This is a genomic window from Sphingomonas folli, from assembly GCF_019429525.1.
In the GTDB taxonomy this organism is placed as follows: domain Bacteria; phylum Pseudomonadota; class Alphaproteobacteria; order Sphingomonadales; family Sphingomonadaceae; genus Sphingomonas; species Sphingomonas folii.
In genome coordinates this window covers 96,830-122,411 of sequence record NZ_JAHXZL010000002.1, presented here as the reverse complement: position 1 = coordinate 122,411, position 25,582 = coordinate 96,830, and the positions used below count along the sequence as shown (strand labels likewise).

General features: G+C 70.7%; 26 protein-coding genes and 1 tRNA gene. 17 read left to right on the top strand and 10 right to left on the bottom strand.

Annotated features, from left to right (window positions below):
* Nucleotides 1-1,234: 1,234 nt before the first annotated feature.
* The 6 genes from KZ813_RS20460 to KZ813_RS03105 form a co-directional block, all read right to left on the bottom strand.
* The gene (locus tag KZ813_RS20460) at nt 1,235-1,357 is read right to left on the bottom strand and encodes a hypothetical protein (RefSeq protein ID WP_373369250.1); all 123 of its coding nucleotides are present in this window, start codon (nt 1,355-1,357) and stop codon (nt 1,235-1,237) included.
* A gap of 63 nt (nt 1,358-1,420) precedes the next feature.
* The gene (locus KZ813_RS03125; RefSeq protein WP_219753524.1) at nt 1,421-1,693 is read right to left on the bottom strand and encodes an Arm DNA-binding domain-containing protein; all 273 of its coding nucleotides are present in this window, start codon (nt 1,691-1,693) and stop codon (nt 1,421-1,423) included.
* A gap of 163 nt (nt 1,694-1,856) precedes the next feature.
* A tRNA-Thr gene (locus KZ813_RS03120) sits at nt 1,857-1,929 on the bottom strand.
* 17 nt (nt 1,930-1,946) lie between these two features.
* Nucleotides 1,947-2,810 (bottom strand): hypothetical protein, encoded by an 864-nt coding sequence (locus tag KZ813_RS03115; protein ID WP_219753523.1) that lies wholly within the window; start codon nt 2,808-2,810, stop codon nt 1,947-1,949.
* On the bottom strand, nt 2,807-4,168 hold the full coding sequence (locus KZ813_RS03110; protein ID WP_219753522.1) for a serine hydrolase domain-containing protein: 1,362 nt from the start codon (nt 4,166-4,168) through the stop codon (nt 2,807-2,809). Before KZ813_RS03110 ends, KZ813_RS03115 begins: the two co-directional genes overlap by 4 nt.
* Nucleotides 4,152-5,474: a replication-associated recombination protein A gene (locus tag KZ813_RS03105; protein ID WP_219753521.1), complete on the bottom strand. Its 1,323-nt coding sequence runs from the start codon at nt 5,472-5,474 to the stop codon at nt 4,152-4,154. The genes KZ813_RS03110 and KZ813_RS03105 overlap by 17 nt, the downstream gene beginning before the upstream one ends.
* Nucleotides 5,475-5,595: 121 nt before the next feature.
* On the opposite strand from KZ813_RS03105, the gene KZ813_RS03100 reads away from it, so the two are divergent.
* Nucleotides 5,596-6,204, top strand: a complete 609-nt coding sequence (locus tag KZ813_RS03100) for a PadR family transcriptional regulator (RefSeq protein WP_373369239.1) — start codon at nt 5,596-5,598, stop codon at nt 6,202-6,204.
* Complete coding sequence (locus KZ813_RS03095) at nt 6,201-6,491, top strand: DUF2218 domain-containing protein (RefSeq protein WP_219753519.1); 291 nt, start codon at nt 6,201-6,203, stop codon at nt 6,489-6,491. Before KZ813_RS03100 ends, KZ813_RS03095 begins: the two co-directional genes overlap by 4 nt.
* A gap of 159 nt (nt 6,492-6,650) precedes the next feature.
* Here KZ813_RS03095 and KZ813_RS03090 read toward each other — a convergent pair whose 3' ends face one another.
* Together KZ813_RS03090 and KZ813_RS03085 are read right to left on the bottom strand one after the other, a co-directional pair.
* The gene (locus KZ813_RS03090; protein WP_219753518.1) at nt 6,651-7,808 is read right to left on the bottom strand and encodes a glycosyltransferase family 4 protein; all 1,158 of its coding nucleotides are present in this window, start codon (nt 7,806-7,808) and stop codon (nt 6,651-6,653) included.
* A 55-nt stretch (nt 7,809-7,863) separates the two neighbouring features.
* Entirely contained in the window at nt 7,864-9,642 is a 1,779-nt protein-coding gene (locus KZ813_RS03085; RefSeq protein ID WP_219753517.1) for a cation:proton antiporter domain-containing protein, read from the bottom strand.
* Between the two features lie 138 nt (nt 9,643-9,780).
* Here KZ813_RS03085 and KZ813_RS03080 point away from each other — a divergent pair, with 138 nt between their 5' ends.
* Complete coding sequence (locus KZ813_RS03080; RefSeq protein ID WP_219753516.1) at nt 9,781-10,245, top strand: hypothetical protein; 465 nt, start codon at nt 9,781-9,783, stop codon at nt 10,243-10,245.
* Between the two features lie 42 nt (nt 10,246-10,287).
* Here the strand turns inward: KZ813_RS03080 and KZ813_RS03075 are convergent, their stop codons facing one another.
* Nucleotides 10,288-11,508 (bottom strand): NADP-dependent isocitrate dehydrogenase, encoded by a 1,221-nt coding sequence (locus KZ813_RS03075; protein WP_219753515.1) that lies wholly within the window; start codon nt 11,506-11,508, stop codon nt 10,288-10,290.
* Between the two features lie 239 nt (nt 11,509-11,747).
* Between KZ813_RS03075 and KZ813_RS03070 the strand changes: the two genes are divergently transcribed.
* Genes KZ813_RS03070 through KZ813_RS03060 form a run of 3 tightly spaced genes read left to right on the top strand, consistent with a single transcriptional unit; the run spans nt 11,748 to nt 13,752 of the window.
* The gene (locus KZ813_RS03070; RefSeq protein WP_219753514.1) at nt 11,748-12,155 is read left to right on the top strand and encodes a hypothetical protein; all 408 of its coding nucleotides are present in this window, start codon (nt 11,748-11,750) and stop codon (nt 12,153-12,155) included.
* 59 nt (nt 12,156-12,214) lie between these two features.
* Nucleotides 12,215-12,937, top strand: a complete 723-nt coding sequence (locus KZ813_RS03065) for a phosphatidylserine decarboxylase (protein ID WP_219753513.1) — start codon at nt 12,215-12,217, stop codon at nt 12,935-12,937.
* A 2-nt stretch (nt 12,938-12,939) separates the two neighbouring features.
* Nucleotides 12,940-13,752, top strand: a complete 813-nt coding sequence (locus KZ813_RS03060; protein ID WP_219753512.1) for a CDP-alcohol phosphatidyltransferase family protein — start codon at nt 12,940-12,942, stop codon at nt 13,750-13,752.
* On the opposite strand, the gene KZ813_RS03055 is transcribed toward KZ813_RS03060, so the two are convergent.
* The gene (locus tag KZ813_RS03055) at nt 13,688-13,918 is read right to left on the bottom strand and encodes a hypothetical protein (RefSeq protein WP_219753511.1); all 231 of its coding nucleotides are present in this window, start codon (nt 13,916-13,918) and stop codon (nt 13,688-13,690) included. The two genes, KZ813_RS03060 and KZ813_RS03055, sit on opposite strands and share 65 nt — an antisense overlap.
* A gap of 328 nt (nt 13,919-14,246) precedes the next feature.
* Between KZ813_RS03055 and rpsB the strand changes: the two genes are divergently transcribed.
* The 11 genes from rpsB (at nt 14,247) to fabZ (ending at nt 25,570) form a co-directional block, all read left to right on the top strand.
* Entirely contained in the window at nt 14,247-15,032 is a 786-nt protein-coding gene (gene rpsB, locus KZ813_RS03050) for a 30S ribosomal protein S2 (protein ID WP_219753510.1), read from the top strand.
* Between the two features lie 143 nt (nt 15,033-15,175).
* Nucleotides 15,176-16,111, top strand: a complete 936-nt coding sequence (gene tsf, locus KZ813_RS03045; protein ID WP_219753509.1) for a translation elongation factor Ts — start codon at nt 15,176-15,178, stop codon at nt 16,109-16,111.
* 321 nt (nt 16,112-16,432) lie between these two features.
* Entirely contained in the window at nt 16,433-17,176 is a 744-nt protein-coding gene (gene pyrH, locus KZ813_RS03040; protein ID WP_219753508.1) for a UMP kinase, read from the top strand.
* Entirely contained in the window at nt 17,163-17,720 is a 558-nt protein-coding gene (gene frr, locus KZ813_RS03035) for a ribosome recycling factor (RefSeq protein ID WP_219753507.1), read from the top strand. The genes pyrH and frr overlap by 14 nt, the downstream gene beginning before the upstream one ends.
* A gap of 28 nt (nt 17,721-17,748) precedes the next feature.
* The gene (locus tag KZ813_RS03030; RefSeq protein WP_219753506.1) at nt 17,749-18,480 is read left to right on the top strand and encodes an isoprenyl transferase; all 732 of its coding nucleotides are present in this window, start codon (nt 17,749-17,751) and stop codon (nt 18,478-18,480) included.
* A gap of 10 nt (nt 18,481-18,490) precedes the next feature.
* Complete coding sequence (locus tag KZ813_RS03025) at nt 18,491-19,303, top strand: phosphatidate cytidylyltransferase (protein ID WP_219753505.1); 813 nt, start codon at nt 18,491-18,493, stop codon at nt 19,301-19,303.
* A complete protein-coding gene (locus KZ813_RS03020; protein WP_219753504.1) occupies nt 19,300-20,457 on the top strand; it encodes a 1-deoxy-D-xylulose-5-phosphate reductoisomerase in 1,158 nt (385 codons plus the stop codon). The genes KZ813_RS03025 and KZ813_RS03020 overlap by 4 nt, the downstream gene beginning before the upstream one ends.
* A complete protein-coding gene (locus KZ813_RS03015) occupies nt 20,454-21,587 on the top strand; it encodes a M50 family metallopeptidase (RefSeq protein WP_219753503.1) in 1,134 nt (377 codons plus the stop codon). Before KZ813_RS03020 ends, KZ813_RS03015 begins: the two co-directional genes overlap by 4 nt.
* 61 nt (nt 21,588-21,648) lie before the next feature.
* Complete coding sequence (bamA, locus tag KZ813_RS03010; protein ID WP_373369238.1) at nt 21,649-24,411, top strand: outer membrane protein assembly factor BamA; 2,763 nt, start codon at nt 21,649-21,651, stop codon at nt 24,409-24,411.
* Nucleotides 24,411-25,061, top strand: coding sequence for an OmpH family outer membrane protein (locus KZ813_RS03005; RefSeq protein ID WP_219753502.1), 651 nt, complete (start codon nt 24,411-24,413; stop codon nt 25,059-25,061). Before bamA ends, KZ813_RS03005 begins: the two co-directional genes overlap by 1 nt.
* Nucleotides 25,058-25,570 carry a 3-hydroxyacyl-ACP dehydratase FabZ gene (fabZ, locus tag KZ813_RS03000; protein WP_219753501.1) on the top strand — a complete coding sequence of 171 codons (513 nt, stop codon included), beginning with the start codon at nt 25,058-25,060 and terminating at the stop codon, nt 25,568-25,570. Before KZ813_RS03005 ends, fabZ begins: the two co-directional genes overlap by 4 nt.
* Nucleotides 25,571-25,582 lie beyond the last annotated feature (12 nt).

Sequence of the window (25,582 nt, the reverse complement as noted above, 5' to 3'; positions counted from 1 at the left end):
CGGAGAGCCCGTACGCGACCTGGGGCGCGGGCGGGACCGGTCAGCGCGTGATCACCGCGGCGGTGGGCGCGGCGAGCGGCGACGTCGGGGGTTCGCTCGGCGGGTTGGTGCAGGGCGCGGCGGCGACGCTGGCGCAGGGATGGGCCACCGAGCGGGTCAAGTCGCTGGTGGGGAACGACGACGAGCATCTGGTGCTGCGCGCGCTGGCGCAGGGCGCGGTCGCGTGCGCGGGCAGCGTGGCCGGAGGGGGCTCGTGCGGCGGCGCGGCGCTGGGGGCCGCCACGAGCGTCGGGGTGCACGAACTGCTGAAGACGGGCGCGACGCCGGCGGTGGACGCGGACGGCGAGCCGCTGACGCAGCGCGAGGCGCAGCGGCGTGACCACCTCGTGGCGACGGTCGCGGGGGCGACCGCGAGCATGCTCGGGCTCGATCCGGGCGCGGCGATCACTGCGGCGCAGGTCGAGAGCGAGAATAATTCGACCGTCACGAAGCATGGGATCTTCGGCCCCGAGACGAAGACGGGGCTGTCGGTTGACGATGTATACAAGAACAGCCCGGAGTTCCGTGCCGCGGTAGAAAAGATCGGTGGGCTCTCGAAGTTCGCCGAGGTTGCCGCCTGCGCGTCCAGCCCACAGTCCTGCTCGTTGAACGAGCAGCAACAGAATGCGCTGGATGCCTATTCTCTCGCTAGCCAAACCATCGAAGGCCAGAACGCGATCGACGCGCGGCTGTGCAGCGGTGACACGCCGCTGTCCTGTGCGATCCAGAAGGCCAACGCCTTCAACAAGACGCCGGAGGGCGTCCGCCTAGCGGGCGGGATTGAGGCTGTCGGCGGTACCGCGGGTGTGGTCGCTGACGGCTTCACGATGGCGGCGGGGACGGCAGCCTGCCCCGGGTCAATCGGTGCGGGCTGCGGTGCCGCGGCCCTGGCCGGGATCAACGCGGCGACCAACGTCGACCGGATCGTCGCGGGCGCGAAGCAGGCGGTCACGGCGATACCGGGCGAGACCTATGGCGCACGCGCGATATCGAGCGTCACGGGGGCTAGTCCGGCTGCGGCGGAAGCGATCTACGGCCTGAGTACGCTGGGGCTCGGCTTTGGTGCGTCGCGCCTGAACGCGACCGGCGACGTGAGGCAGCCAATCGCGTTTAGTGAGGAACGGTATGAAGGCGGATCAAACCTTGATGCCGCTGACGGTGAAGCGACCACAAACCCGCTCACGGGCGGTGTCAATCACGAGAGCGAACGTTTGGCCGCGCTTGGGATCCCGAAAAACCATGATATCTGGCCTATCTTCGGGAAGACGTCGTTGACGAGGTTGTTGAGCGTGTTGCTCGCGTAGCGCGCGGACCACATCGGCAGCTGACTGCGATGCCAGTCGCGCGCGATCCGCTCGAAGGTCGCGTCCGCCACGGCTGCCTAGGCGGCAGCCCGCTGGCGCCTGCTGATCGACGGGTCGATGCCCTCGCGCAGCGAGCGTGCGGCTTCCTCGCGGAGTTGTCGTGCCTTGGCCAGTGTCACCGCGTGGTAGGGGCCGAAGACGAGGACCTTCTCCTTGCCCGCGACGCGATACTTCCAGCGCCACGAGCGGTAGCCGCTCGGCAGCACGTAGAGGTAGAGGCCGAATGCGTCGCTGAGCTTGTACGCGGTCGGGCGCGGCGCCGCTCGGCGGCACGCCAAATCCGTCAGCATCCGGTACCCCCGGCCTTCGCGGACTGTACCCTCAAGCTACCCCCTCGAGTGTCGCGGTCGATGGGGTGCGGATGCGCTCGCCTGGGATCGCGAACAAGTAGTCAGCCCCTGAGCTTGTGGCCCAGAACGGCGGTGTCAGGGATGCGGAGAGGAAGGGAGGCGGTGCCGGTTGCAGGGATCGAACCCGCGACCTTCGGTTTACAAAACCGCTGCTCTACCAGCTGAGCTAAACCGGCGCGGCGGCCCTCATGCGTCAGGCGACGCCGAAGGTCCAGCCCTCGGTCCGCGCCACCGCCGCGCTCAACCCTGGCGGTCGCCACAGCGCGGCATCGTCGACCCGCGCGCGCAGCCACGCCGCCGCCAGGATCGCGTCGGTCGAATGATCGTCGTAGCGCGCGAGCGGCGCGTGCGGCGGACTGCCCAGCGCCGCCAGCGCGGCGTCCAGCGCGGCGGCGTCGCGCAGCTTGCTTCGCCCCTTGCGCAGCCCCGCGGCGCGCGCCGCGATCGCGGTGTAGATCTCCACCACCAGCGGCCCCGCCGGCGGGACCGGGTCGAACGGCCATATCGCGACGCGCCCGTCGAGGTGATGGAGCAGGCGCATGCCCGCGAAACTCGCCTTCGCCACCTGCGCCGCGCCGATCGCGTCATAGACGGTGGAGGGCTTGGTGCTGCCGTCGTGCGCCACCTCGCAGGCCCGCCAGTGCAGGAAGTCGCGCTTGGCGCCGTCCGCCGCGCCGAGGTAGAAGTGGCGCCCGCGACGCGCCTCCAGGAAGGTGGCGGCGCCGAGGTCGTCGTCGTCGCTCGCCGCGTCGACGTAGCGCCACAGCGCGCGCGCGTCGCGCGTCTCGGTCTCGCCCGGCAGATGGGCGCCGCGCGCCACATAAGGGGCGGAGAAGCTGAAGTCGAAGCCGACCAGCATGGCGCGGTCGCGGCGCGCGACCAGCCAGTCGAGCACCTCGGCGCGCGACCAGTCGCGGGTCGCCGGCGCGACCAGCGCGGGGGCGCCGCCCCCCGTGACGCAGCGCGCCACCGCGATGCCGCGGTGGCGGCGCCCGCGCGCGCCCGACCAGTCGATCGCGACGAACTCGGCGAAGCGGCCGGGCGGCGGCGCGCTCACCGCGCCGCGATCACGTCCGCGGTGAAGCGCGCCACGTCGAAGCGCGCGCCGGTCGGGTCCTCGCCGCGGCGCACCACGACCAGCCGCTCGGACGGCACCACCATGACATATTGCCCGCGATTGCCCTGCGCCGAGTAGCTGCCCGGCGGGAGTCCCTGGCGCGGGCCGAACAGCCAGATCGAGGCGCCATAGCCCTCGTCGCGCTCCGGCTGGGGCACGCGCGGCGTCGTCATGTAGCGCATCCACCCGGCGGGCAGCAGGCGGCGGCCCTGCCAAACCCCGTCCTGCAGCCAGAACTGGCCGAGCCGGGCGAGGTCGCGCGCGGTGGTCCACACCGCGCTGGAGAGCAGGTAATTGCCCTGCCAGTCGGACTCGATCGCGGTGTGGCGCATCCCCAGCGGCGTGAGCAGCCGCGCCGGCAGCGCGCGGTAATGCGCCTCGCCGAGCGACGCGCGCAGCGCCCGCACCGCGAGCAGGATGTCGTTGTTGGCGTAGCGGAAGTGCGTGCCGGGGCGCGACGAGAGCGGCCAGCCGGTGGCCTGCTCCGTCACCGCCGTGCCGCCGAAATACAGCGCGTCGGTGCGGTTGCCCGCGGTGTCGCTGTGCAGCCCCGAGCTCATCCGCAGCAGCTGGTCCAGCGTGATGCGCGCGCGCGGGTCGCCGGCGCGGCGCCACTCGGGAACGGTCGCGGGGCGCGATGGGTCGACCCCGCTCATCCCCACCAGCGTGCCGGTGATGCTCTTCGCCACCGACCAGGTGCGATTGGGGACATAGGGGCCGAAGCCGTCGCGATAGCGCTCGGCGACGACCTGGCCGTCGCGCAGCACGACGACGCCGACCGTCTCGGTGCCGCGCCCGTACGCGCCCTCGAAGGCGCGCGCCACCGCGCCGGCGAGCGCTGGGGCGGGGCGGGGCGCGATGCCGGCGTCGCCGAGCGGCCAGCGCCGCGGGTCGGGGCCGGGCACGCGCGCCAGGCCGGGCGCGGGCGCACGCGCGGGCGTCTCGGCGCCGATCGGCGCGAGCGTACAGCCCGCTCCCGCCGCCCAGGTCGCGCGGCGCGGCGGCAGCGCGGGGTCGAAGGCGACGCTCACGCCACGCCCGGGCCGGTCGACGCGCGCCGCCAGCGTCGGCACGATCGCGTCATATTCCGGGTAGATGCCGCGCAACTCGAGCGCCTCGACCTGGCGCTCGCTGCGCCCCGCGGTGAACAGCCCGTCGCACAGATTATACGCCTTGTACCCCGCCGCGATCGCGCGCGCGTAGCGCTGATGGTCGTCGAACCGCACCGACTGCGGCGACTGCGCCGCGGCGGGGACGGCGAGCAGGGCGAGGGAGAGGAGCTTAATCGTTGCGCGCATGCCGGCGCTCATCCCACCAGGCGAGCCGCTCGGCAACGCGCTTCTCATAGCCGCGGTCGGTCGGCGCGTAGAAGCGCTGCGGCGGCAGCTCGTCGGGCCAGTAGTTCGCGCCCGAGAAGCCGCCCTCGCTGTCGTGGTCATATTCGTAGTTCGCGCCATAGCCGATCTGCTTCATCAGCTTGGTCGGCGCGTTGAGGATGTTGGCGGGCGGCATCAGCGAGCCGGTCTCGCGCGCCACCTTCCAGGCCGCCTTCTGCGCCGCATAGACCGCGTTCGACTTGGGCGCGGTGGCGAGATAGACGCACGCCTGCGCGATCGCCAGCTCGCCCTCGGGCGAGCCGAGGAAGTCATAGGCGTCCTTCGCGCTCAGGCATTGCGCCAGCGCCTGGGGATCGGCCAGCCCGATGTCCTCGACCGCGGCGCGGGTCAGCCGGCGCAAGAGGTAGAGCGGCTCCTCGCCCGCGGTGAGCATCCGCGCGAGATAGTAGAGCGCCGCCTGCGGGTCCGAGCCGCGGATCGCTTTGTGCAGCGCGCTGATGAGATTGTAATGCCCCTCGCGGTCCTTGTCATAGACCGCGACGCGGCGCTGGAGGAAGCTCGACAGCCCGGCGGGGTCGAGCGGGGCGGGGAGGTCGACCGAGAAGAGCGTCTCGACCTGGTTGAGCAGGAAGCGCCCGTCGCCGTCGGCGCTCGCCACCAGGGCGTCACGCGCGGCGTCGTCGAGCGGGAGCGCTCGGCCGACCTCCGCCTCGGCGCGCGCGATCAGCTGCTCGAGCGCGGCGCGGTCGAGCCGGTGGAGGATCAGCACCTGCGCGCGGCTGAGCAGCGCGGCGTTGAGCTCGAACGACGGATTCTCGGTGGTGGCGCCCACGAGTGTCACCGTGCCATCCTCGACGTACGGCAGGAAGCCGTCCTGCTGCGCGCGGTTGAAGCGATGGATCTCGTCGACGAAGAGCAGCGTGCGCCTGCCCAGCCGGGCATGGTCGCGCGCCTCGGCGAAGGCCTTCTTGAGGTCGGCGACGCCGGAGAACACCGCTGAGATCGCGGCGAAGCGAAGCCCCACCGCCTGGGCGAGCAGCCGCGCGATCGTGGTCTTGCCGGTGCCCGGCGGCCCCCACAGGATCATCGAGGAGAGCCGCCCCGCCGCGACCATCCGCCCGATCGCGCCCTCCGCGCCGGTGAGATGGTCCTGTCCGACCACCTCGCCGAGCGCGCGCGGGCGCAGCCGGTCGGCGAGCGGCGCGTCGACCGCGGCGGGCGGATCGGGGGGAGCGGCGGGATCGAGCCCCGCGAACAGGTCGGCCATCGCGCCGATGTAGGCGCTCGCGCGGGGCACGTCATCTCGCCCTGTCAAGATATATCGCAGGACATCTTGACGTGATCTCGCTACGATATATCTTGAGCGCATCGAGCTGAAGGAGTCGATGATGTTCGGACAGATGTATGGACACGGCCGCGGGCACGGCGGCATGGGGCGTGGCTGCGGGCCGCGCGGTGGCCGCGGCGGCGGCTGGGAGCGGGTCGCGGCGGAGTTCGCGACGCGGTGGGACGAGGCCGCGCGCGGCGGCGGGGGGCGACGGCGCATGTTCGACGGCGCCGAGCTCCGGCTGGTGCTGCTCAAGCTGATCGCGGACGAGCCGCGCCACGGCTACGAGCTGATCAAGGCGGTCGAGGACCTCACCGGCGGCGCCTATGCGCCCAGCCCGGGCGTGGTCTATCCCGCTCTGTCGATGCTGGCCGAGATGGAGCAGATCGAGGAGCAGGCGAGCGAGGGTGCGCGCAAGCGTTTCGCCGCGACCGACGCGGGACGCGCGCATCTCGCGGAGAACGCGGCGCAGGTGGCGACGCTGCTCGAGCGGCTCGCCGGGCTCGGCGCGGAGCGCTCGCGCGGCGATCACGTCCCGGTGCGGCGCGCGCTCCACAACCTGCGCCACGCGGTGCAGAACCGGCTGCACGGCGCGACGGACGAGGAGGAGATGTTCCAGGTCGCCGCGCTGATCGACGAGCTGGCGCAGACGATCGAGCGGCGGAAGTGAGCGTCTCGGTCGCGCGCGTGCCGACGCACTCGGCCAGCCGCTATCTCCAGCAGCTCGCCAAGCATTGGAGCCACAAGATGACGGTGCGCTTCTCCACGGAGGAGGGCGAGATCGACTTCCCCAACGGCGCGCGCCTGGCGATGCGCGCCGACAGCGAGACGCTCGACGTGCTGCTCACCGTGCCCGAGGGCGAGGACGAGGGCCGCATGCGCGAGGTGGTGTCGAGCCACCTCGACCGCTTCGCCTTCCGCGAGGCGCCGCTGACCTTCGACTGGCGCGAGGGGTGAGGACCGCTCGCTGCGGTGATGCGGCCCGGCACTGGTAAGCACCACCCCGGCGCACGCCGGGGTCCAGTTGGAACGACCGTGGTGATGCTCAGCGAGGTTCGTCCAACTGGATCCCGGCGTGCGCCGGGGTGGCAGGCGGTGAGAGCCAGGGCCCCGCTCTCACCGCCCCGCGAGCAGCTCGCGGTACATGTCGAGCACCGCCTCGTTGGCGGTATCCCAGCGGAAGCTCTTGGCATGGTCGTGCGCGGCCGCGCCCATCGCGTGCCGTCGCGCCGGATCATTCGCCAGCGTCGCGATCGCCGCGGCATAGCCCTGGACGTCCTGCGGCGTCACCAGCAGCCCGGTGACCCCGTCGTCGAGCAGGTCGACCGCGCCGGTGGCGCGCGCCGCCACGACGGGCACGCCCGCCGCCATCGCCTCCGAGGTCACCTGACCCCAGGTCTCGGTGACGCTCGGGTTGAACAGCAGGTCCATCGACGCCACCGCGCGGCCGAGATCGTCGCCGCTCTGGAAGCCGGCAAAGGCGGCCTGGGGTACGCGCTCGGCGAACCAGTCGCGCGCGGGGCCCTTGCCGACGATCAGCGCGCGATGCTTGATCCCCATCGCGTCGAGCCGTCCCAGCACGTCGGCGAACACGCCGAGCCCTTTCTCCAGCACCAGCCGGCCGAGGAAGCCGATCGCCAGCTCGTCGTCGCCAATGCCGAGCGAGCGCCGCCACGCCAGGTCGCGCGCGGAAGGGTGGAAGCGGCGGTGATTGACGCCGCGGCCCCATAGCGACACCGGCGTGGTCACGCCCAGCCCGCGGATCACCTCCGCCATCGAGGGCGTCGGCACCAGCACGCGGTCGGCGCGATCGTAGAAGCGGCGCAGGATCCACTTGATCGCGGGCTGCACCGCGGCCAGCCCGTAATATTGGAAATAGGTTTCGAAGCGCGTGTGCACCGCCGACACCACCGGGATGCCGCGCCGACGCGCCCAGGTCACCGCGGCGTGGCCGAGGAACTCGGGCGAGGAGACGTGGACGATATTGGGCGCGAACGCCTCCAGGTCGCGGCGCGGACGTGCGGGCAGGCCGCGGCCGAGCTTATACTCGCCGCGGCCGCCCGGCATCGGGATGGCGGGCACGTCGACCACGGTGCCGCGCGCCTCGAACGCCGGGGTCGGCGTGGTCGGCGAGTAGACCCGCACCGCCACCCCCCGGTCGAGCAGGTGGCCGACCAGCAGGTTCTGCGCCTGGTTGGCGCCGTCGCGCACGTAATTGTAGTTGCCGCTGAAGAAGGCGACGCGCGGCGAGGGGGAGGCGGGGGACGGATCCATCGCGCGCCCGCTAGCCCGAATCTGCGGCGAAATCGCGGCTGATCGACATCTTGGGTCAGGCCGGCTCGATCTCGTCGCTGCGGCGGAGCCGACGGATGCGCGGCTCCCGGTCGAGCATGGCGACGCGGCGGATCGTCTGGCGCAGCTCGTCGCGCTTGTCGTGGATCGACGCGATCACCGGGCCCATCGCCACGCCGAGATCGACCAGCACCGCCTCCGAGAGCTGGAGCGAGCTCTCCAGCGTCTCGGGCACCGCGTCGGTGACGCCGGCCTTGTACAGCTCGGCCGCGTGGACCGTGTCGCGCGCGCGCGCGATGATCGGCAGCGCCGGATAGGCCTCGCGCAACCGCCGCGCGAGCCGGACGGTGAGCACGGGATCGTCCATCGTCAGGATCAGCGCGCGCGCGTTGGCGAGGTCGAGCCGGTCGAGCAGCTCGGCGCGCGCCACGTCGCCGAACACCACCGGATAGCCCGCGGCGCGCGCCTCCGCGACCGCGTCGATGTCGGCCTCGACCGCGACATAGGGCTGCTGGTGGCGCGCCAGCATGTCGGCGACGAGCTGGCCGACGCGGCCGAAGCCGAACAGCACCGCGCGCGTGCCCTGCTCGGTCGAGACCGCGTCGGGCAGCGGGTCGCGTCGCTCGATCCGGCGCGACACCGTGCGCCCCAGCTTGGCGAGCAGCGGCGTGATGGTCAGCCCGATCGCGGTGACGGTCTGCCAGAAGGCCGCGGTGGAGCCGAGGATCAGCTGCGCCTGCGCCGCGGTGGCGAGCACGATGAGCGTCGTCTCGGACGGGCTGCCCATCAGCAGCCCGGTCTCGGCCGCGATCCCGCGCCGCGCGTTGGCGACGCGCAGCAGCAGGTAGGTCACCACCGCCTTGGCGGTCACCACGCCGATCACCGCGGCGAGCAGGGACACCCAGTTGGCGAGGATCAGCTTGAGGTCGAGGCTCATCCCCACCGTGATCAGGAACACGCCCAGCGCGAGACCCTTGAACGGCGCGGTCATGACCTCGACCTCGCTGTGATACTCGGTCTCGGCGATGAGCAGACCGGCGAGCAGCGCGCCGACGATCGGCGACAGGCCCGCGGCGGTGGTGGCGACGCTGGCGACGATCACCACCAGCAGCGAGGCGGCGAGGAACAGCTCGGGGCTCTTCGTGCGCGCCGCCTGGGCGAACAGCCGCGGCAGCACCAGCCGTCCGCCGACGTACATCGCCACGACGGTGAGCGCGCCGCGCAACGCGACCCCGGCGATGCCGACCCAGCCCGCGTCGCCCGCGGTCGGCGCCATCGCGCCCAGCGCGAAGATGATCGGCACCAAGGCGAGGTCCTGGAACAGCAGGATCGCGAAGGCGCCGCGCCCGACCGGGCTCGACGTGCCGACCAGCGGCAGCACCAGCGCGGTGCTCGACAGCGCGAGCGCCAGCCCGAGCCCGGCCGAGCCGCTCCAATCCTGGCCGAGATAGTGCAGCGTCACGCCGATCAGCAGCGACGAGCCGAGCAGCTGCATCGATCCCGTGCCGAAGACGAGCTGGCGCATCGCCCAGAGCCGGCGGAACGACAGCTCGAGCCCGATCGAGAACAGCAGCAGCACGATGCCGAACTCGGCGAAGGGCTCGATCGCGCCGGGATCGGAGATGGTCACATAGTAGAGCCATGGTGCACGCGGCACGAGCGCGCCGAGGCCGGCGGGGCCGACGAGCACGCCGACGAGGATGAACCCGATCACCGGGCTGATGCGGAAGCGCGCGAACGCCGGGATGACGAGCCCCGCCGCGCCGAGGATCACGAGCGCGTCGCTGAAGCCCTCATTCTGAAGTCCGATAGCCATGATCGGCTTGTAAGCGGGTTAGGGCGCCCTTGTCGCGCCGCGAACGGAGAAAAAGCAGCCGGGCGCGTCACACCGCCGAGCACGCTTCCTTAAGCGATCTTGCGCCACGATCGAGCGCGTCATCGGAGGATCACCCGCATGTTCTCGCTCCTTCTCGCCGCGCAGGTGCTCGCGACCGCCCCGCCGCCGCCGCCCGTCTACGTGGCGACGGACGATCCGTGGCGCGATCGAGGAAGCGGCGGCGAGCGCGTGCGGCTCGGCGTCATCGTGCGCGCGGCGAACATGACGTTGTGGGACGGTGCCTTGTGGGTGTCGGCGCGGAACAGCAGCAGTTTCCGCCAGACGGTCCAGGAGGCGCAGCCGGACGCCTGTCCGCGCCCGTCGGCCTATGGCGCGCAGAACGAGGTGAGCGTCCAACTCGTGCCGCAGCGGGCCGGTGCGGCGGCGGCCCTGTCGGTGATGGTCCGCTGGGCCCGTCCCGGCGACGGCGCCTGCGGCGGCGCGCGGACGGTCGAGCTGCGCGAGACGGTGCCGATGCCGGGCGCCGCCGCGACGGTGCTGCGCGGGGACGCCGGCCTGGTCGTGGAACTGCGCCGCCGCTGAGGCGGCGCGATGCGGGGGCGGCCGGAGACCGCCCCCGTCAGCTCAGGCCCAGCTGGCCATCTTCTTCTCGAGGTTGACCCGCACCGCCTCGAAGAACTGCTCGGTCGTCATCCACTTCTGGTCCGGCCCGATCAGGATCGCGAGATCCTTGGTCATGTCGCCGCTCTCGACCGTCTCGACGCAGACCTGCTCCAGCGTCTCGGCGAAGCGGGTGACGTCGGGGGTGCCGTCGAACTTGCCGCGGTACTTGAGCCCGCCGGTCCAGGCGAAGATCGAGGCGATCGGGTTGGTCGAGGTCGCCTTGCCCTGCTGGTGCTGGCGATAGTGGCGCGTGACGGTGCCGTGCGCCGCCTCGGCCTCGATCGTCTTGCCGTCGGGCGTCATCAGCACCGAGGTCATCAGCCCGAGCGAGCCGAAGCCCTGCGCGACCTGGTCCGACTGGACGTCACCGTCGTAGTTCTTGCAGGCCCAGACGAACTCGCCGTTCCACTTGAGCGCGCTGGCGACCATGTCGTCGATCAGGCGGTGCTCGTAGACGATGCCCGCGGCCTTGAACTGGTCGACGAACTCGCTCTCGTACACCTCGGCGAAGATGTCCTTGAAGCGGCCGTCATAGGCCTTGAGGATGGTGTTCTTGGTGGAGAGATACACCGGCCAGTTGCGGCCCAGGCCGTAGTTGAGCGAGGCGCGCGCGAAGTCGCGGATCGACTCGTCGAGGTTGTACATGCCCATCGCGACGCCGGCCGCGGGGAAGTCGAACACCTCGTGCTCGATCGTCTCGCCGCTCTCGCCCTCCCACTTCATCGTGAGCTTGCCCTTGCCGGGCACCTTGAAGTCGGTCGCCTTATACTGGTCGCCGAAGGCGTGACGGCCGACCACGATCGGGTGGGTCCAGCCCGGGATCAGCCGGGGCACGTTCCTCATCACGATCGGCTCGCGGAAGACGACGCCGCCGAGGATGTTGCGGATCGTGCCGTTGGGCGAGCGCCACATCTTCTTAAGGCCGAACTCCTCGACGCGCGCCTCGTCCGGGGTGATCGTGGCGCATTTCACGCCGACGCCATACTTCTGGATCGCCTTGGCGCTCTCCACCGTGACCGCGTCGTCGGTGGCGTCGCGGTGCTCGATGCCGAGGTCATAATAGTCGAGGTCGATGTCGAGGTACGGCTTGACCAGGCGCTCGCGGATCCACTCCCAGATGATGCGCGTCATCTCGTCGCCGTCGATCTCCACGACGGGCGTCTTCACCTTGATCTTGGCCATGCCGATATCCTTGCTGAGAAGCGTTGCCGCGGTCGATAGGGGCAAGGGAGCGGGGGATCAACCGGGGTGGGGGAGGTCGCGCCTCTCTCGCCCGCCGTCATCCTGAGCTTGTCTCAGGATCCACTGTCCCGCAGGCGCCGCACCTCCAGAATGCGCGGCACGGTGGATCCTGAGACGAGCTCAGGATGACGTAAAGGAGGAGCGTCTCGCTCGAACCAGGAGGCAGAAGGTGCCGGCCGGTGCCGCGGGACCCTTTCGCCCGCACCGCCGTTCGTGCCGCGATGCGAACGATCCGCTTCCCCGCCGCCCTCGCCCTGCTGCTTCCCGCCCCGGCGCTGGCCGACACGCTGCCGCTCGCCCACGGCGCGTATGTCGAGTCCGGCACGCCGTGTCGCGGCGCCCCCAACGTGGCGCTTCGCGACTATCAGGGCGACGGGATCGGCTCGAGCAAGGCCGGCCAGTGCCACGCGCGCGTCCTCGCCCGCATCGGCCAGCGCTACACGCTGCGGCAGAATTGCGTCCAATATGGCGGCCCGCGCCAGTATCGCGCTGCCGAGCGGCTGAAGATCCGGGTCGACAGCCGCACCAGCTACACCGACCTGCGCGCCGGCGCGCATTATCGCTGGTGCCGGACCACCGACCTGTGACGGCGAGCCTGGCCAGCAAGCGCGTTGTCACCGCGCGCGCCGGTCGATAGGACGAAGCGATGACCTCGCTCGACAAGCCGCCGGTCGTCACCTCGACCGTGAAGTGGCGCTTTCCCGCCGTCCACCCCGAAGGACAGAAGTTCACCGCGATCGCGTTCGGTATCACTTTGCTGATGACGATCGTGTCCAAGGTGTTCTTCTGGCCGTTCCTCGGCCTCACGCTGTGGGTCGCCGCCTTCTTCCGCGATCCCGTGCGCACCACGCCGGTGGGGGACGAGCTGATCGTCTCGCCTGCCGACGGGTTGATCACGATGATCGAGCGCGTGCCGGTCCCGCGCGAGCTGATCGGCGACCTGGGCGAGATGCCGATGGTGCGCGTGTCGGTGTTCATGTCGGTGTTCGACGTCCACATCAACCGCTCGCCGATCGCGGGGACGATCCGCCAGGTCGTCTATATCTCGGGCAAGTTCCTCAACGCCGACCTCGACAAGGCGTCTGAGGAGAATGAGCGCCAGCATTTCGTCGTCGAGGGCTTCGACGGGCGCCGCGTCGGCTTCACACAGATCGCTGGCCTCGTGGCGCGGCGGATCGTCGGTTTCGCCAAGATCGGCGACATCGTCGCGGCCGGCCAGCGCGTCGGGCTGATCCGCTTCGGCAGCCGCGTCGACGTCTACCTGCCCGAGGGGTACGCCCCGCAGGTGGCGCTCGGCCAGCGCGCGATCGCGGGCGAGACGGTGCTGGCGCGCCTCGGTGCCGAGCGCGTCAGCGGCGTCGCGCAATAGTCATGAGACGCCCCGTCCGCCGCCCGCTGCGTCGCCCGCCCGGCGGACTGCCGCTCCGCGCGGTCGCGCCCAACGCGGTCACCGCGCTGGCGCTGTGCTCCGGCCTGTCGGGGATCCGTTTCGCGATCTCGGGCCATTGGGAGCTCGCGGTGACGATGGTGCTGCTCGCGGGCGTGCTCGACGGGCTCGACGGACGCGTCGCGCGGATGCTCCACGGCGAGAGCCGCTTCGGCGCCGAGCTCGACTCGCTCTCCGACGCGATCTCCTTCGGCGTGTCGCCCGCGCTGATCCTGTATCTCTGGTCGCTGCACGCGCTGCCGCGCTTCGGCTGGATGGCGGCGCTGGTGCTCGCGGTGTTCTGCGCGCTGCGGCTAGCGCGCTTCAACGCCAACATCGACGCCGACGACCAGCCGCACAAATCGGCCGGCTTCCTCACCGGCGTGCCCGCGCCCGCGGGGGCCGGCCTGGCAATGCTGCCGCTGTTCCTATGGTTCGTCACCGATGCGCCGCTGCTGCGCGACCCGCGGCTGGTGGCACCGTGGACGGTGCTGATCGCGCTGCTGATGGTGTCGAGCCTGGCGACCTTCTCCTGGACCTCGCTGCGCCTGCGCCCCAACATCCGCTTCGAGGCGATCGCGGTGGTGGTGGCGGTGGGGGCGGCGGCGGTGAGCGCACCGTGGCAGACCGCCGCCGCGGCGGGGATCGCCTATCTGCTGGCGATGCCGTTCAGCGTCGCCAGCTACGCGCGGGTCAGGCGGCTCCGCGCTGGCGGAGCGGCGACCCCGCCGGCACCGCCGAGCCCGCCCAGCGCCTGACCGCGATCCGCCGCTCGGCGCGCACCAGCGACGCGAGCGGGGAGGGGCGACCGGGCGCCGTCTCGCCGCGCAGCGCGCCGGCGATCTTGTCGAGGCTGGGCGCCAACGTCGCATATAGCGCGTAGGCCGCGGTCGAGAGCCCGCCGCCGAAGATCGCGAGGGTCATCACTTCCATCATCGTTCGACTCCCGTTCCGCGACGTGGCCAGTAGAACCTCTGCGACTCCAGAGGGTTCCGAGATCAATGTCATAACGGTACTGGTCCGCACCGGCACCGAAACAACCCTGGCCTCATGTCGTCGTTCACCCTGTGTTCCGCCGCCTTGTTCCAGCTATGTTCACTCCTGTCAAGCGTTTGTTCCCCGGGTTGCGATCGCGCGGGCGATCGGCTAAGGCGCGCCCCTCAACCCCACATGGGAAGCATCATCTACCGGTGCGCCGCCTTCCAGGCCGCGTCACTCGCTTCCCAGAGGCTCAACCGGAAGGAACATGATTATGGCGGCACCTGTCGTCACGATGCAGCAGCTTATCGAGACCGGCGCTCACTTCGGCCACCAGACCCATCGCTGGAACCCGAAGATGAAGCCCTACATCTTCGGCGAGCGCAACGGCGTCCACATCATCGACCTGTCGCAGACCGTGCCGCTCTTCGCGCGCGCGCTCGACTTCGTCAGCTCGTCGGTCTCGTCGGGCGGCAAGGTGCTGTTCGTCGGCACCAAGCGCCAGGCGCAGGAGCCGGTCGCCGAGGCGGCGCGCCGCGCCGGCCAGCATTTCGTCAACCACCGCTGGCTCGGCGGCATGCTGACCAACTGGAAGACGATCAGCAACTCGATCAAGCGTCTGAAGGCGCTCGAGGAGCAGCTGTCGGGCAACACCGCCGGCCTCACCAAGAAGGAAGTGCTGCAGCTCACCCGCGAGCGCGACAAGCTCGAGCTGTCGCTTGGCGGCATCCGCGACATGGGCGGCATCCCGGACGTGATGTTCGTGATCGACGCCAACAAGGAGGAGCTCGCGATCAAGGAGGCCAACACGCTCGGCATCCCGGTCGTCGCGATCCTCGACTCGAACGTGTCGCCCGACGGCATCGCTTTCCCGGTGCCGGCGAACGACGACGCGGCCCGCGCCATCCGGCTGTACTGCGAGGCGATCGCGATCGCGGCGACTCGCGGCAGCCAGCAGCAGCAGGCCGGGCGTGGCGTCGACCTGGGCGCGATGAGCGAGCCGCCCGCCGAGGAGGCGCTCACGGTCGAGACCCCGGCGGCCGAGACCGCCGCGGCCTGACCCGCGTGTCCGCGCGGGCGCGCCGGCGCGGACGCACGATTGTCACGGAGGCTGCCTAAGCCGCGGCCTCCCTCATTCCCCTCGGCGCGCGGCGATTCACCGATCGTCGCGCGTCGACGCAATCACCAGCTGAGGACAAGAAGATGGCCGACATCACGGCAGCGATGGTCAAGGACCTGCGCGAGAAGAGCGGCGCGGGCATGATGGACTGCAAGAAGGCGCTCAGCGAGACCTCGGGCGACATGGACGCCGCGCTGGACTGGCTGCGCACCAAGGGCCTCGCGGCCGCGCAGAAGAAGTCGAGCCGCACCGCGGCCGAGGGCCTGGTCGGCGTCGCGGTCAGCGGCACCAAGGGCGCCGCGGTCGAGGTCAACTCGGAGACCGACTTCGTCGCCAAGAACGAGCAGTTCCAGAACTTCGTCCGCGAGGTGACCCAGATCGCGCTCGCCACCGGCGGCGACGTCGAGTCGATCAAGGCGGCGCAGATGCCGTCGGGCACCACCGTCGCCGAGGCGCTGACCAACAACATCGCGACGATCGGCGAGAACCAGTCGATCCGCCGCGCGCGCTCGCTGTCGGTGAGCCAGGGCGCGGTCGTCGCTTATGTCCACAACCAGCAGGCGCCGGGCCTCGGCAAGATCGGCGTGCTCGTCGCGCTCGAGAGCGCGGCGTCGGACGAGGTGTTGCAGGGTCTGGGCAAGCAGCTGGCGATGCACATCGCCGCGGCTTTCCCCAAGGCGCTCAACGAGGAGGACCTCGACGAGGGCGAGATCGAGCGCGAGCGCGCGATCGCGGCCGAGAAGGCGGGTGAGTCGGGCAAGCCGGCCGACATCATCGCCAAGATGGTCGAGGGTTCGATCGCCAAGTACCGCAAGGAGCACGCTCTGGTCAGCCAGCTGTTCGTGATGGACGGCAAGACCAAGATCAGCGACGTCGTCGCCAAGGCGGGCAAGGATGCCGGCGCCGAGATCAAGCTGGTGGACTATGTCCGCTTCCAGCTGGGCGAGGGGATCGAGAAGGAGGTCTCCGACTTCGCCGCCGAGGTCGCCGCCGCCTCGGGCGTGCCGCAGCCGGCCTGACGCCTGGGCGACCTGCGAGGACGACCCGCCGCCGCCCCGGCCATCGTGCCGGGGCGGCGGTTCGCGTTTCGGGGGTGGTGAGATCCTCCCCCGTATGGGGAGGGGGACCGCGACGCGAAGCGGCGTGGTGGAGGGGGGCTCTTCACGCAGCGCAGCCCGCGTGGAGGGCCCCCTCCACCATGCTGCGCATGGTCCCCCTCCCCGCGAGCGGGGAGGATCTGGGAGCTCACCCCCGCCTCGCGCGACTGTGTCAACCCATTGCCAGCCGCCGACCCGCCGCCTAGGGTCCGCGCCGCTCCGCTCCCTGCCCGACGAGACCCGATGACCCAGCCCCGCTACAAACGTATCCTGCTGAAACTCTCCGGCGAAGTGCTGATGGGCGAGGGCGGTCTCGCGATCGATCCCGCGGTCACCGCGCGCGTCGCGGAGGAGATCGCGGACGTGAAGGCGCAGGGCTATGAGCTGTGCATCGTCGTGGGCGGGGGCAATATCTTCCGCGGGCTCGCCGCCGCGGCCAAGGGCTTCGAGCGCGGCACCGCCGATTACATGGGCATGCTCGCCACGGTGATGAACGCGCTGGCGGTACAGAACGCGCTCGAGCAGATCGGCGTCGACACCCGCGTCCAGTCGGCGATCCCGATGCACTCGGTGTGCGAGCCGTTCATCCGCCGTCGCGCCGAGCGCCACCTCGAGAAGGGGCGCATCGTGATCTTCGCCGCGGGCGTCGGCTCGCCCTTCTTCACGACCGACTCGGGCGCCGCGCTGCGCGCCGCGGAGATGAACTGCGACGCGCTGTTCAAGGGCACCTCGGTCGACGGCGTGTACGACGCCGACCCGAAGAAGGTGGCCGGGGCGACCCGCTACGAGACGGTCAGCTACGACATGGTGCTGGCCAAGAACCTCAAGGTGATGGACGCCAGCGCGGTGGCGCTGTGCCGGGATTCGAACATTCCCATCGTCGTGTTCAACATCCGCGAGCACGGCAATTTCGCCGCCGTGCTGCGCGGTGAGGGCGTCTCGACGGTGGTGCAGAAGCAAGTGGAGACGACCGATGCCCGCGTATGACAAGACCGACCTCGAGCGCCGCATGCACGGCGCGGTAGAGTCGCTCAGGGGGGACCTCGGCGGCCTTCGCACCGGCCGCGCCTCGACCTCGCTGCTCGATCCGGTGACGGTCGAGGTCTATGGCGCGCACATGCCGCTCAACCAGGTCGCCACGGTGTCGGTGCCGGAGTCGCGCATGCTGTCGGTGCAGGTATGGGACAAGACCAACGTCGGCCCGGTGGAGAAGGCGATCCGCTCCGCCGGGCTCGGGCTCAACCCGATCAACGACGGCCAGACGCTGCGTCTGCCGATCCCCGATCTCACCGAGGAGCGGCGCAAGGAACTCGCCAAGCTCGCGGGCCAATATTCGGAGAAGGCCAAGATCGCGGTGCGCAACGTCCGCCGCGACGGCATGGACGCGCTCAAGACCGACGAGAAGAAGGGCGTGATCTCCGAGGACGAGCGCAAGCGGCTCGAGACCGAGGTGCAGAAGCTGACCGACGCGACGATCGCCGACATCGACTCGGTCTCGGCCGCCAAGGAGAAGGAAATCCTCAACAAGTGACGTCGCGCGCGCCTGGGGGGGAGGGGTGATGGCGACCGCCGCGATGCCGCGCGAGGCGCCCGCGGTGCTGCCGCGCCACGTCGCCATCATCATGGACGGCAACGGCCGCTGGGCGGCGCAGCGCCACCTGCCGCGCGCCGCCGGGCACCGCGCGGGCGTCGAGGCGGTGCGCGCGGTCACCCGCGCCGCACGCGCGATGGGACTGGAGGCGCTGACGCTCTACGCCTTCTCGTCGGAGAACTGGCGCCGCCCGGAGGACGAGGTCGGCGCGCTGATGAAGCTCCTCAAATTCTTCATCCGCAATGACCTCGCCGAGCTGGTCCGCGAGAACGTGCGGCTACGCGTGCTCGGCGACTATCGCCGCTTCCCCGCCGACGTGGTCGAGCTGGTCGACGACGCGCTCGCGCGCACCGCGACCAATACCGGCCCGATCCTGGCGATCGCGCTCAACTATGGCGCGCAGGCCGAGTTGGTCGCGGCGGCGCGGCGGCTCGCCGAGCGGGCGGCGCGCGACGGGCTCGCGCCCGAGGCGATCGACGCCGCCGCGATCGAGGCCGAGCTCGAGACGCGCGACCTGCCCCCGCTCGACCTGCTGATCCGCACCTCGGGCGAGCAGCGCCTCTCCAACTTCCTGCTGTGGCAGGCGGCCTATGCCGAGCTGCTGTTCGTCGACACGCTGTGGCCCGACTTCGACGCCGCCGCGCTCGGCGCCGCGCTCGACTCGTTCGGCAAGCGCCAGCGCCGCTACGGCGGGCTGTGACCCGTCCCGCATGATCGAGCCGACGCCCGACGCCAAGCTGCGTACCCCGTCCAACCTGCGGCTGCGGATGATCGCCAGCGTCGCGATGATCGCGGTGGCGAGCGTCGCGCTGGTGCTGGGCGACATCGCCTTCTGGCTGCTCGCTGTGGTGATCTCGCTGTTCATGATGGCGGAATGGTCGGACCTGCAGAAGGTCGCGCCCAAGACCAAGCGGCTCGCGCAGTTCGCGATGAGCGTGCCGCTCGCGACGATGGCGCCGGCGTGGCTGATCATCGAGCCGCGGCCCTTCTTCACGCTCGGGCTGATCGCGGGCGCGGCCTTCTTCGTCGCGATCGTCACGCGGCTGCCCCAGCTCGCGCTCGGCGTGGTCTATTGTGCGCTGCCGGTGCTCGCGCTGGTGGTGCTGCGGCGCCAGGGCGAGGGGCTGCTCGAGACCTTCTGGGCGATGTCGCTGGTATGGGCCTGCGACATCGGCGCCTTCTTCGCGGGTCGCTCGATCGGCGGTCCCAAGCTGGCGCCTCGGCTGAGCCCGAACAAGACCTGGGCGGGGCTGATCGGCGGCGCCGCGGCGGCGACGCTGCTGGGTGCGCTGCTGCACGCGGTCGCCGGGCTGCCGCTGGTGCTGGCGCTCGCCTCGCCGCTGCTCGCGGTGCTGGCGCAGGGGGGCGATCTCTACGAGAGCTGGCTCAAGCGCCGCGCCGGTGTGAAGGACTCGGGCAACATCCTGCCCGGCCACGGCGGCGTGCTCGACCGGCTCGACGGGCTGGTGCCGGTGGCGCCGGTCGCGGCGCTGCTGGTCGTCTCGCTGGGCGCCTTCGGGTGAGGACGGTCTCGATCCTGGGGGCGACCGGCTCGGTCGGTACCTCGACGCTCGACCTGATCGAGCGTGAGCCCGACCGCTTCCGCGTCGTCGCGCTCACCGCCAACTGCGACGTCGAGCGGCTCGCCGCCGCGGCCCGGCGCACCAGCGCCGAACTGGCGGTGGTGGCGGACGAGGCGTGCCTGCCCGCGCTGCGCGCCGCGCTCGCCGGCACCCCCACCGCGGCCGCCGGGGGGGCGCAGGCGGTGTGCGATGCCGCCGCCGCGGGGGCCGACTGGACGATGGGCGCGATCGTCGGCTGCGCGGGGCTGCGGCCGACGCTGGCCGCGATCGAGCGCGGCGGCACGGTGGTGCTCGCCAACAAGGAGCCATTGGTCTCCGCCGGCGACATCATCGTCGCCGCCGCGGCGGCGCACGGCGCCACGCTGCTGCCCGCCGACAGCGAGCACAACGCGGTGTTCCAATGCCTCGACCCCACCCGGCCCGAGAGCGTGCGCCGGATCATCCTGACCGCGAGCGGCGGGCCGTTCCGCGACTGGACGCTCGAGCAGATGGCGGCGGTGACCCCGGCGCAGGCGGTGGCGCACCCGAACTGGTCGATGGGCGCGAAGATCTCGGTCGACAGCGCGACGATGATGAACAAAGGGCTCGAGCTGATCGAGGCGGCGCGGCTGTTCCCGGTGCCGCCCGAGCGGATTGAGATCGTGATCCACCGCCAGTCGGTGATCCACTCGATGGTCGACTATGTCGACGGCTCGATGCTGGCGCAGCTCGGCCCCAGCGACATGCGCGTGCCGATCGCGCACTGCCTCGCCTGGCCCGAGCGGATGGCGACCCCGATGGCGCCGCTCGACCTCGTCAAGCTGGGTCGGCTCGATTTCGAGGCACCCGACGCGCCGCGCTTCCACGCGCTGACGCTGGCGCGCGACGCCGCCGAGGCGGGCGGCGCGCGCCCCGCGATCCTCAACGCCGCGAACGAGGTGGCGGTGGCCGCTTTCCTCGCCGGCGCGATCGGCTTTCTTGAAATCGCCGCAATCGTCGACGATACGCTACAGCGCTACGACCCGGCCGCGCCGGAGACGCTCGACGCGGTGCTCGCGATCGACGCGGAGGCGCGAAGGAGAGCCGGCGAGCGCGTGAAGGATTGCGTCGCTTGATCCAGACCCCTGGCGTATTGATCACCGCACTGGCCTTCATCCTGGTGATCGGGCCGCTCGTCTTCGTCCACGAGATGGGCCATTATCTCGCCGGCCGCTGGTTCGGGGTGCATGCCGAGGCCTTCTCGATCGGCTTCGGGCGCGAGGTCGCCGGCTGGACCGACCGCCGCGGCACGCGCTGGAAGCTCGCCTGGCTGCCGCTCGGCGGCTATGTCCGCTTCGCCGGCGACATGAACCCGGCGAGCCAGCCCGGGCCCGAGTGGCTCGCGCTGCCCGCCGAGGAGCGCGCCCGCACCTTCCAGGCCAAGCCGGTGTGGCAGCGCGCGATCGTCGTCGCCGCCGGCCCGGTCGTGAACTTCGTCCTGGCGGTGCTGATCCTCGCGGGGTTCGCGCTGGCGTACGGCGACGCCCGCACCCCCGCGGTGGTCGGCGAGGCGCTGCCGGGCACCGCCGCGGCGGCCGCGGGGCTGCGCGCGGGCGATCGCGTGACAGCGCTCGGCGGTCGCGAGATGGACACGTTCGAGGACATGGTCCGCTACGTGAAGATCCGCGCCGGTGAGCGCATCCGCGTCGATTATGTCCGCGATGGTCGCGCCGCCGCGATCGACGCGACCATCGGCACGCAGCAGCAGCGCGACCGGTTCGGCAACGATTATCGCGTCGGCCTGCTCGGCATCGCGCCGACCGCGCCGGTCGTCACCGAAGTCGGCGTGTTCGAGGCACCGGTCGTCGCGGTGCGGCGCACCGGCCAGATCGTCGGCATGATGGTCGAGACGATCGGCCAGATCGTCACCGGGCGCCGCTCGGTGAAGGAGTTGGGCGGGCCGCTGTCGATCGCCAAGGCCTCGGGCGAGCAGCTCACGCTGGGGCCGGACGAGTTCGTCTTCCTGATCGCGCTCGTGTCGATCAATCTCGGGTTCATCAACCTTTTGCCAGTGCCGATGCTCGATGGCGGTCACCTGCTCTTCTACGCGATCGAGGCGGTGCGGCGGAAGCCGGCGCCGCCGCAGCTGGTCGAATGGGCGTTCCGCGGCGGGCTGGCGGCGGTGCTCGCGCTGATGGTGCTGGTCACCTTCAACGACCTCAGCAACCGCGGGCTGTGGCAGCACCTGGCCGGCTTGATCGGGTGAGCAAGGTGGGGCAGGGCGGCGCGGCCCGCATGCGTGGCGGTTACTCTCGGGTGGGATTTAGGTGACGGTGCTGAACGTTTCAACTTCGCGGGCGCGTGCCTCGGCGACCTTGCTGGGCTGCACGATGCTGGCCGGCGTGCCGCTCGCCGCCGCGGCGCAGACCCGCCCCGCGCCCGCCGCGACCCCAGCGGCGCAGCCGCGCCCCGCCGCGACCCCAGCGGCGCAGCCGCCCGCCGCCACGCCGGCGGCCGCCGCGTCCGCGCCCCAGGCCGCGCGCACGATCACCTCGCTGCGCGTCGAGGGCACGCAGCGGATCGAGCCCGAGACCGCGCTCAGCTACACCAAGCTGCGTCAGGGCCAGCCCTACACCAATGAGTCGCTCGACCAGGCGATCAAGGACCTCTACGCCAGCGACCTGTTCAACGACGTCACGATCGACGGCGCCTCGACCGGCAACATCGTGATCCGGGTGCGCGAGAACCCGATCATCAACCGTGTCATCTTCGAGGGCAACAAGCGCCTCAAGGAAGACAAGATCGGCAAGGAGGTCCGGCTCAAGCCGCGCCAGATCTTCACCCGCTCGGCGGTGCGCGCCGACGTCGCGCGGATCATCGAGCTGTACCGCCGCCAGGGCCGCTTCGCCGCGACGGTGCAGCCCAAGATGGTCAGCCTCGATCAGAACCGCGTCGACGTGATCTTCGAGGTGAGCGAGGGCCCCAAGTCCAAGGTCCGCCAGATCAACATCATCGGCAACAAGGTGTTCGACGACGGCAAGCTGCGCGCGCAGATGGCCACCAAGGAGGCACGCTTCTTCCGCATCCTGTCGTCGGGCACCTCCTACGACCAGGACCGGCTGGCCTATGACCAGCAGAAGCTGCGGCAATTCTACCTCACCGAGGGTTATGCCGACTTCCGCGTCACCTCGGCGGTGGCCGAGCTGACGCCCGACCGCAAGGACTTCATCATCACCTACGTGGTGGAGGAGGGGGAGCGCTACAAGTTCGGCGACGTCACCGTCGACAGCGACATCCGCGACTTCGACGGCAAGAAGATGGCGACCACGCTCGGGATCAAGAAGGGCGACTGGTACAACGCCAAGCTGGTCGAGGACACGCTCGATCATCTCAGCGAGACCGCCGGGCTGTTCGGCTATGCCTTCACCGAGGTGCAGCCCGAGTATCAGCGCGACTCCGAAGCGCACACGATGACGATCAACTTCCACATCGGCCAGGCGCAGCGCACCTATGTCGAGCGGATCGATATCGTCGGCAACACGCAGACGCAGGACAAGGTGGTTCGCCGCGAGGTCCGGCTCGCCGAGGGCGACGCGTTCAACAGCTTCCAGGTCAAGCGCTCGCAGGACCGCATCAACAGCCTGGGCTATTTCCAGGACAAGTTCGAGATCAAGCAGACGCCGGGCAGCTCGACCGACCGCGTCGTGCTCGAGGCCAACGTGGAAGAGAAATCCACCGGTGAGCTCCAGCTCTCGGCGGGTTTCTCGAGCCTGGAGCGCTTCATCATCCAGGCGAACATCACGCAGAACAACTTCCGCGGCAAGGGGCAGACGCTCCGCGCCGGCGTGAACTACTCCAGCTATTCCAAGTCGATCGAGCTGGGGTTCACCGAGCCCTACGTGTTCGACAAGAACATCGCGCTGGGCGTCGACCTGTTCCGTCGCGATTACAACTCGTTCAATTTCTACGGTACGGATCGCCGCACCACCTACAGCCAGGTCTCGACCGGGTTCCAGATCCGGACCGGCGTGCCGCTCACCGAATATTGGCAGCTCGCCGGCCGCTACACCTTCTCCTACGACAAGGTCGGGCTGGACGAGAATTCCTTCTTCACCAACGGCTCGTGCGACCCGCTCAAGGCCGGGCGCTATCTCTGCGAGGCGCTGGGCAACCGCCTGACCTCGATGGTCGGCTACTCGCTGATCTACGACAGCCTCAACAGCCGCCTGCGTCCGACCGCGGGGCAGCGCTTCGTCTTCAGCCAGGACTTCGCCGGGCTGGGCGGTTCGGTCAAATACGTCCGCACCCGCGTCGAGGGGTCGAAGTTCTGGAACATCGGCGGCGGGTTCATCGCCTCGGTCGTCGGCGAGGGAGGCTACATCCGCTCGCTCGAGCGGTCCCGCGGCGAGGGCGTCGACCGCGTCCGCATCACCGACCGCTTCTACCTCGGCGAGCCGCAGTTCCGCGGTTTCGACATCCGCGGCGTCGGCCCGCGCGTGAAGCGGCAATATTACACGACCGACGCCAACGGCGCGCAGGTGCTCGTCACCGACCGCGACCAGGTGATCGACGACGCGCTCGGCGGCACGGCCTATTATCTCGGCCGGTTCGAGATCGAGATCCCGCTCGGCTCGGGCGCGCGCGAGCTCGGGCTGCGTCCGTCGATCTACGCCCAGGTCGGCAGCCTGTTCAACATCACCCGCCCGCTGCCCACCGCGGTGTTCCCGACGACGACCGACGCCAACGGCAACACCGTCGTGCTCCCGCTGCCGGTGTACAACGATGCCAAGCAACCGCTCTATTATTACACCAATGCCGACGGCCTCAGCGTCTCCACCACCTGCGCCGCCGGCATCCCGGGCGCCAACGGCGGCTGCAACGGCGTGGTGCCCAACACCGCGCAGATCGCGTCGCAGCCGTTCCAGGAGACCTTCCTCGGCGACTCGGCGCGACCGCGCCTGTCGGTGGGTATCGGCGTCAACTGGAACTCGCCGTTCGGGCCGCTCCGCATCGATCTGGCCAAGGCGCTGCTGACCCAGCCCGGCGACGACAAGAAGCTCATCACCTTCAACGTAGGGACTCAGTTCTGATGACCACCTTCAAGCACCTCCTGCTCGCCGCCGCGCTCGTCGCGCCGGCGACGCTGACCGCTCCGGCCGCCACGGCGCAGGTCGGCGGCGTAGCTGTAGCCGACCCCGAGGCCGCGGTCGCCAATTCCAAGGCCTGGGCGACCGCGCGCACGCAGATCCAGACCCAGTATAAGGCGCAGCTCGACCAGGCGAACACGCGTCGCCAGGCGATCCAGACCGAGCTGCAGCCGCTCGTCGCCGCCTATCAGAAGGCGGCCGCCGCACCGGGCGCGACCGAGGCGTCGCTGCGCACCCAGGCGCAGGCGATCCAGACGCGCGAGCAGACCGCCAACGCCGAGCTGCAGCGTCTCACCGCGCCGGCCTCGCGCGCGCAGTCTTACGCGATCGAGCAGATCTCGACCAAGCTCCAGGACGCGGTGAGCGCCGCGGCGCGCGCCAAGAACGTCAGCCTGCTGCTGCGCCCGAACGCCGCGCTGTTCGCCAACCCGACGGCGGACATCACCTCGGCGATCACCGCCGAGCTGGACCGCACCGTGCCGACCGTCGGCATCACGCCGCCGGCCAACTGGCAGCCGGGCCAGCAGCAGGAGGGCGCCGCCGCCCCGGCCGCCGCCCCGGCCGCCAACAACCGCGCGCCGACCGGTCGATGAGCGACGCCCCGCTCGGTCAGTCGCCCGGCGGGGCGGTAGGTGAGTCGGGCGGGCCGATCGGCCCGCTCGACGTCACCCGCGTGATGGCGCTGCTGCCGCATCGCTACCCGATGCTGCTGGTCGACCGCGTCGAGACGCTCGTGCGCGACCGCTCGATCCGCGCCACCAAGGCGGTGACGATCAACGAAGGCTTCTTCCAGGGCCATTTCCCGGGCCGTCCGATCATGCCGGGCGTGCTGATCATCGAGGCGCTGGCGCAGGCCGCGGGCGTGCTCGCGGTGGAGAGCCTCGGCCTCGCCGGATCGGGCAAGCTGGTCTATTTCATGGCGATCGAGGGCGCGAAGTTCCGCAAGCCGGTCGAGCCCGGCGTGCTGCTGTCGCTTGAGGTCGAGTTCGTCCAGAAGCGCAGCGCGGTGTGCAAGTTCGCCGGCGTCGCCCGGATCGACGGCGCGGTCGCTGCCGAGGCGAACTTCACCGCGATGATCGCCGACCCGCCCGCCGCGGCATGAGCCCGCTTCGCC

Bases quoted from the DNA above. Each gene is read 5' to 3' on its own strand.
- KZ813_RS20460 (WP_373369250.1), bottom strand. From the start codon at position 1,357: ATGTGGTCCGCGCGCTACGCGAGCAACACGCTCAACAACCTCGTCAAC.
- KZ813_RS03125 (WP_219753524.1), bottom strand. From the start codon at position 1,693: ATGCTGACGGATTTGGCGTGCCGCCGAGCGGCGCCGCGCCCGACCGCG.
- KZ813_RS03110 (WP_219753522.1), bottom strand. From the start codon at position 4,168: ATGCGCGCAACGATTAAGCTCCTCTCCCTCGCCCTGCTCGCCGTCCCC.
- KZ813_RS03105 (WP_219753521.1), bottom strand. From the start codon at position 5,474: ATGGCCGACCTGTTCGCGGGGCTCGATCCCGCCGCTCCCCCCGATCCG.
- KZ813_RS03100 (WP_373369239.1), top strand. From the start codon at position 5,596: ATGTTCGGACAGATGTATGGACACGGCCGCGGGCACGGCGGCATGGGG.
- KZ813_RS03090 (WP_219753518.1), bottom strand. From the start codon at position 7,808: ATGGATCCGTCCCCCGCCTCCCCCTCGCCGCGCGTCGCCTTCTTCAGC.
- KZ813_RS03085 (WP_219753517.1), bottom strand. From the start codon at position 9,642: ATGGCTATCGGACTTCAGAATGAGGGCTTCAGCGACGCGCTCGTGATC.
- KZ813_RS03080 (WP_219753516.1), top strand. From the start codon at position 9,781: ATGTTCTCGCTCCTTCTCGCCGCGCAGGTGCTCGCGACCGCCCCGCCG.
- KZ813_RS03075 (WP_219753515.1), bottom strand. From the start codon at position 11,508: ATGGCCAAGATCAAGGTGAAGACGCCCGTCGTGGAGATCGACGGCGAC.
- KZ813_RS03065 (WP_219753513.1), top strand. From the start codon at position 12,215: ATGACCTCGCTCGACAAGCCGCCGGTCGTCACCTCGACCGTGAAGTGG.
- KZ813_RS03060 (WP_219753512.1), top strand. From the start codon at position 12,940: ATGAGACGCCCCGTCCGCCGCCCGCTGCGTCGCCCGCCCGGCGGACTG.
- KZ813_RS03055 (WP_219753511.1), bottom strand. From the start codon at position 13,918: ATGACCCTCGCGATCTTCGGCGGCGGGCTCTCGACCGCGGCCTACGCG.
- rpsB (WP_219753510.1), top strand. From the start codon at position 14,247: ATGGCGGCACCTGTCGTCACGATGCAGCAGCTTATCGAGACCGGCGCT.
- tsf (WP_219753509.1), top strand. From the start codon at position 15,176: ATGGCCGACATCACGGCAGCGATGGTCAAGGACCTGCGCGAGAAGAGC.
- pyrH (WP_219753508.1), top strand. From the start codon at position 16,433: ATGACCCAGCCCCGCTACAAACGTATCCTGCTGAAACTCTCCGGCGAA.
- frr (WP_219753507.1), top strand. From the start codon at position 17,163: ATGCCCGCGTATGACAAGACCGACCTCGAGCGCCGCATGCACGGCGCG.
- KZ813_RS03030 (WP_219753506.1), top strand. From the start codon at position 17,749: ATGGCGACCGCCGCGATGCCGCGCGAGGCGCCCGCGGTGCTGCCGCGC.
- KZ813_RS03025 (WP_219753505.1), top strand. From the start codon at position 18,491: ATGATCGAGCCGACGCCCGACGCCAAGCTGCGTACCCCGTCCAACCTG.
- KZ813_RS03005 (WP_219753502.1), top strand. From the start codon at position 24,411: ATGACCACCTTCAAGCACCTCCTGCTCGCCGCCGCGCTCGTCGCGCCG.
- fabZ (WP_219753501.1), top strand. From the start codon at position 25,058: ATGAGCGACGCCCCGCTCGGTCAGTCGCCCGGCGGGGCGGTAGGTGAG.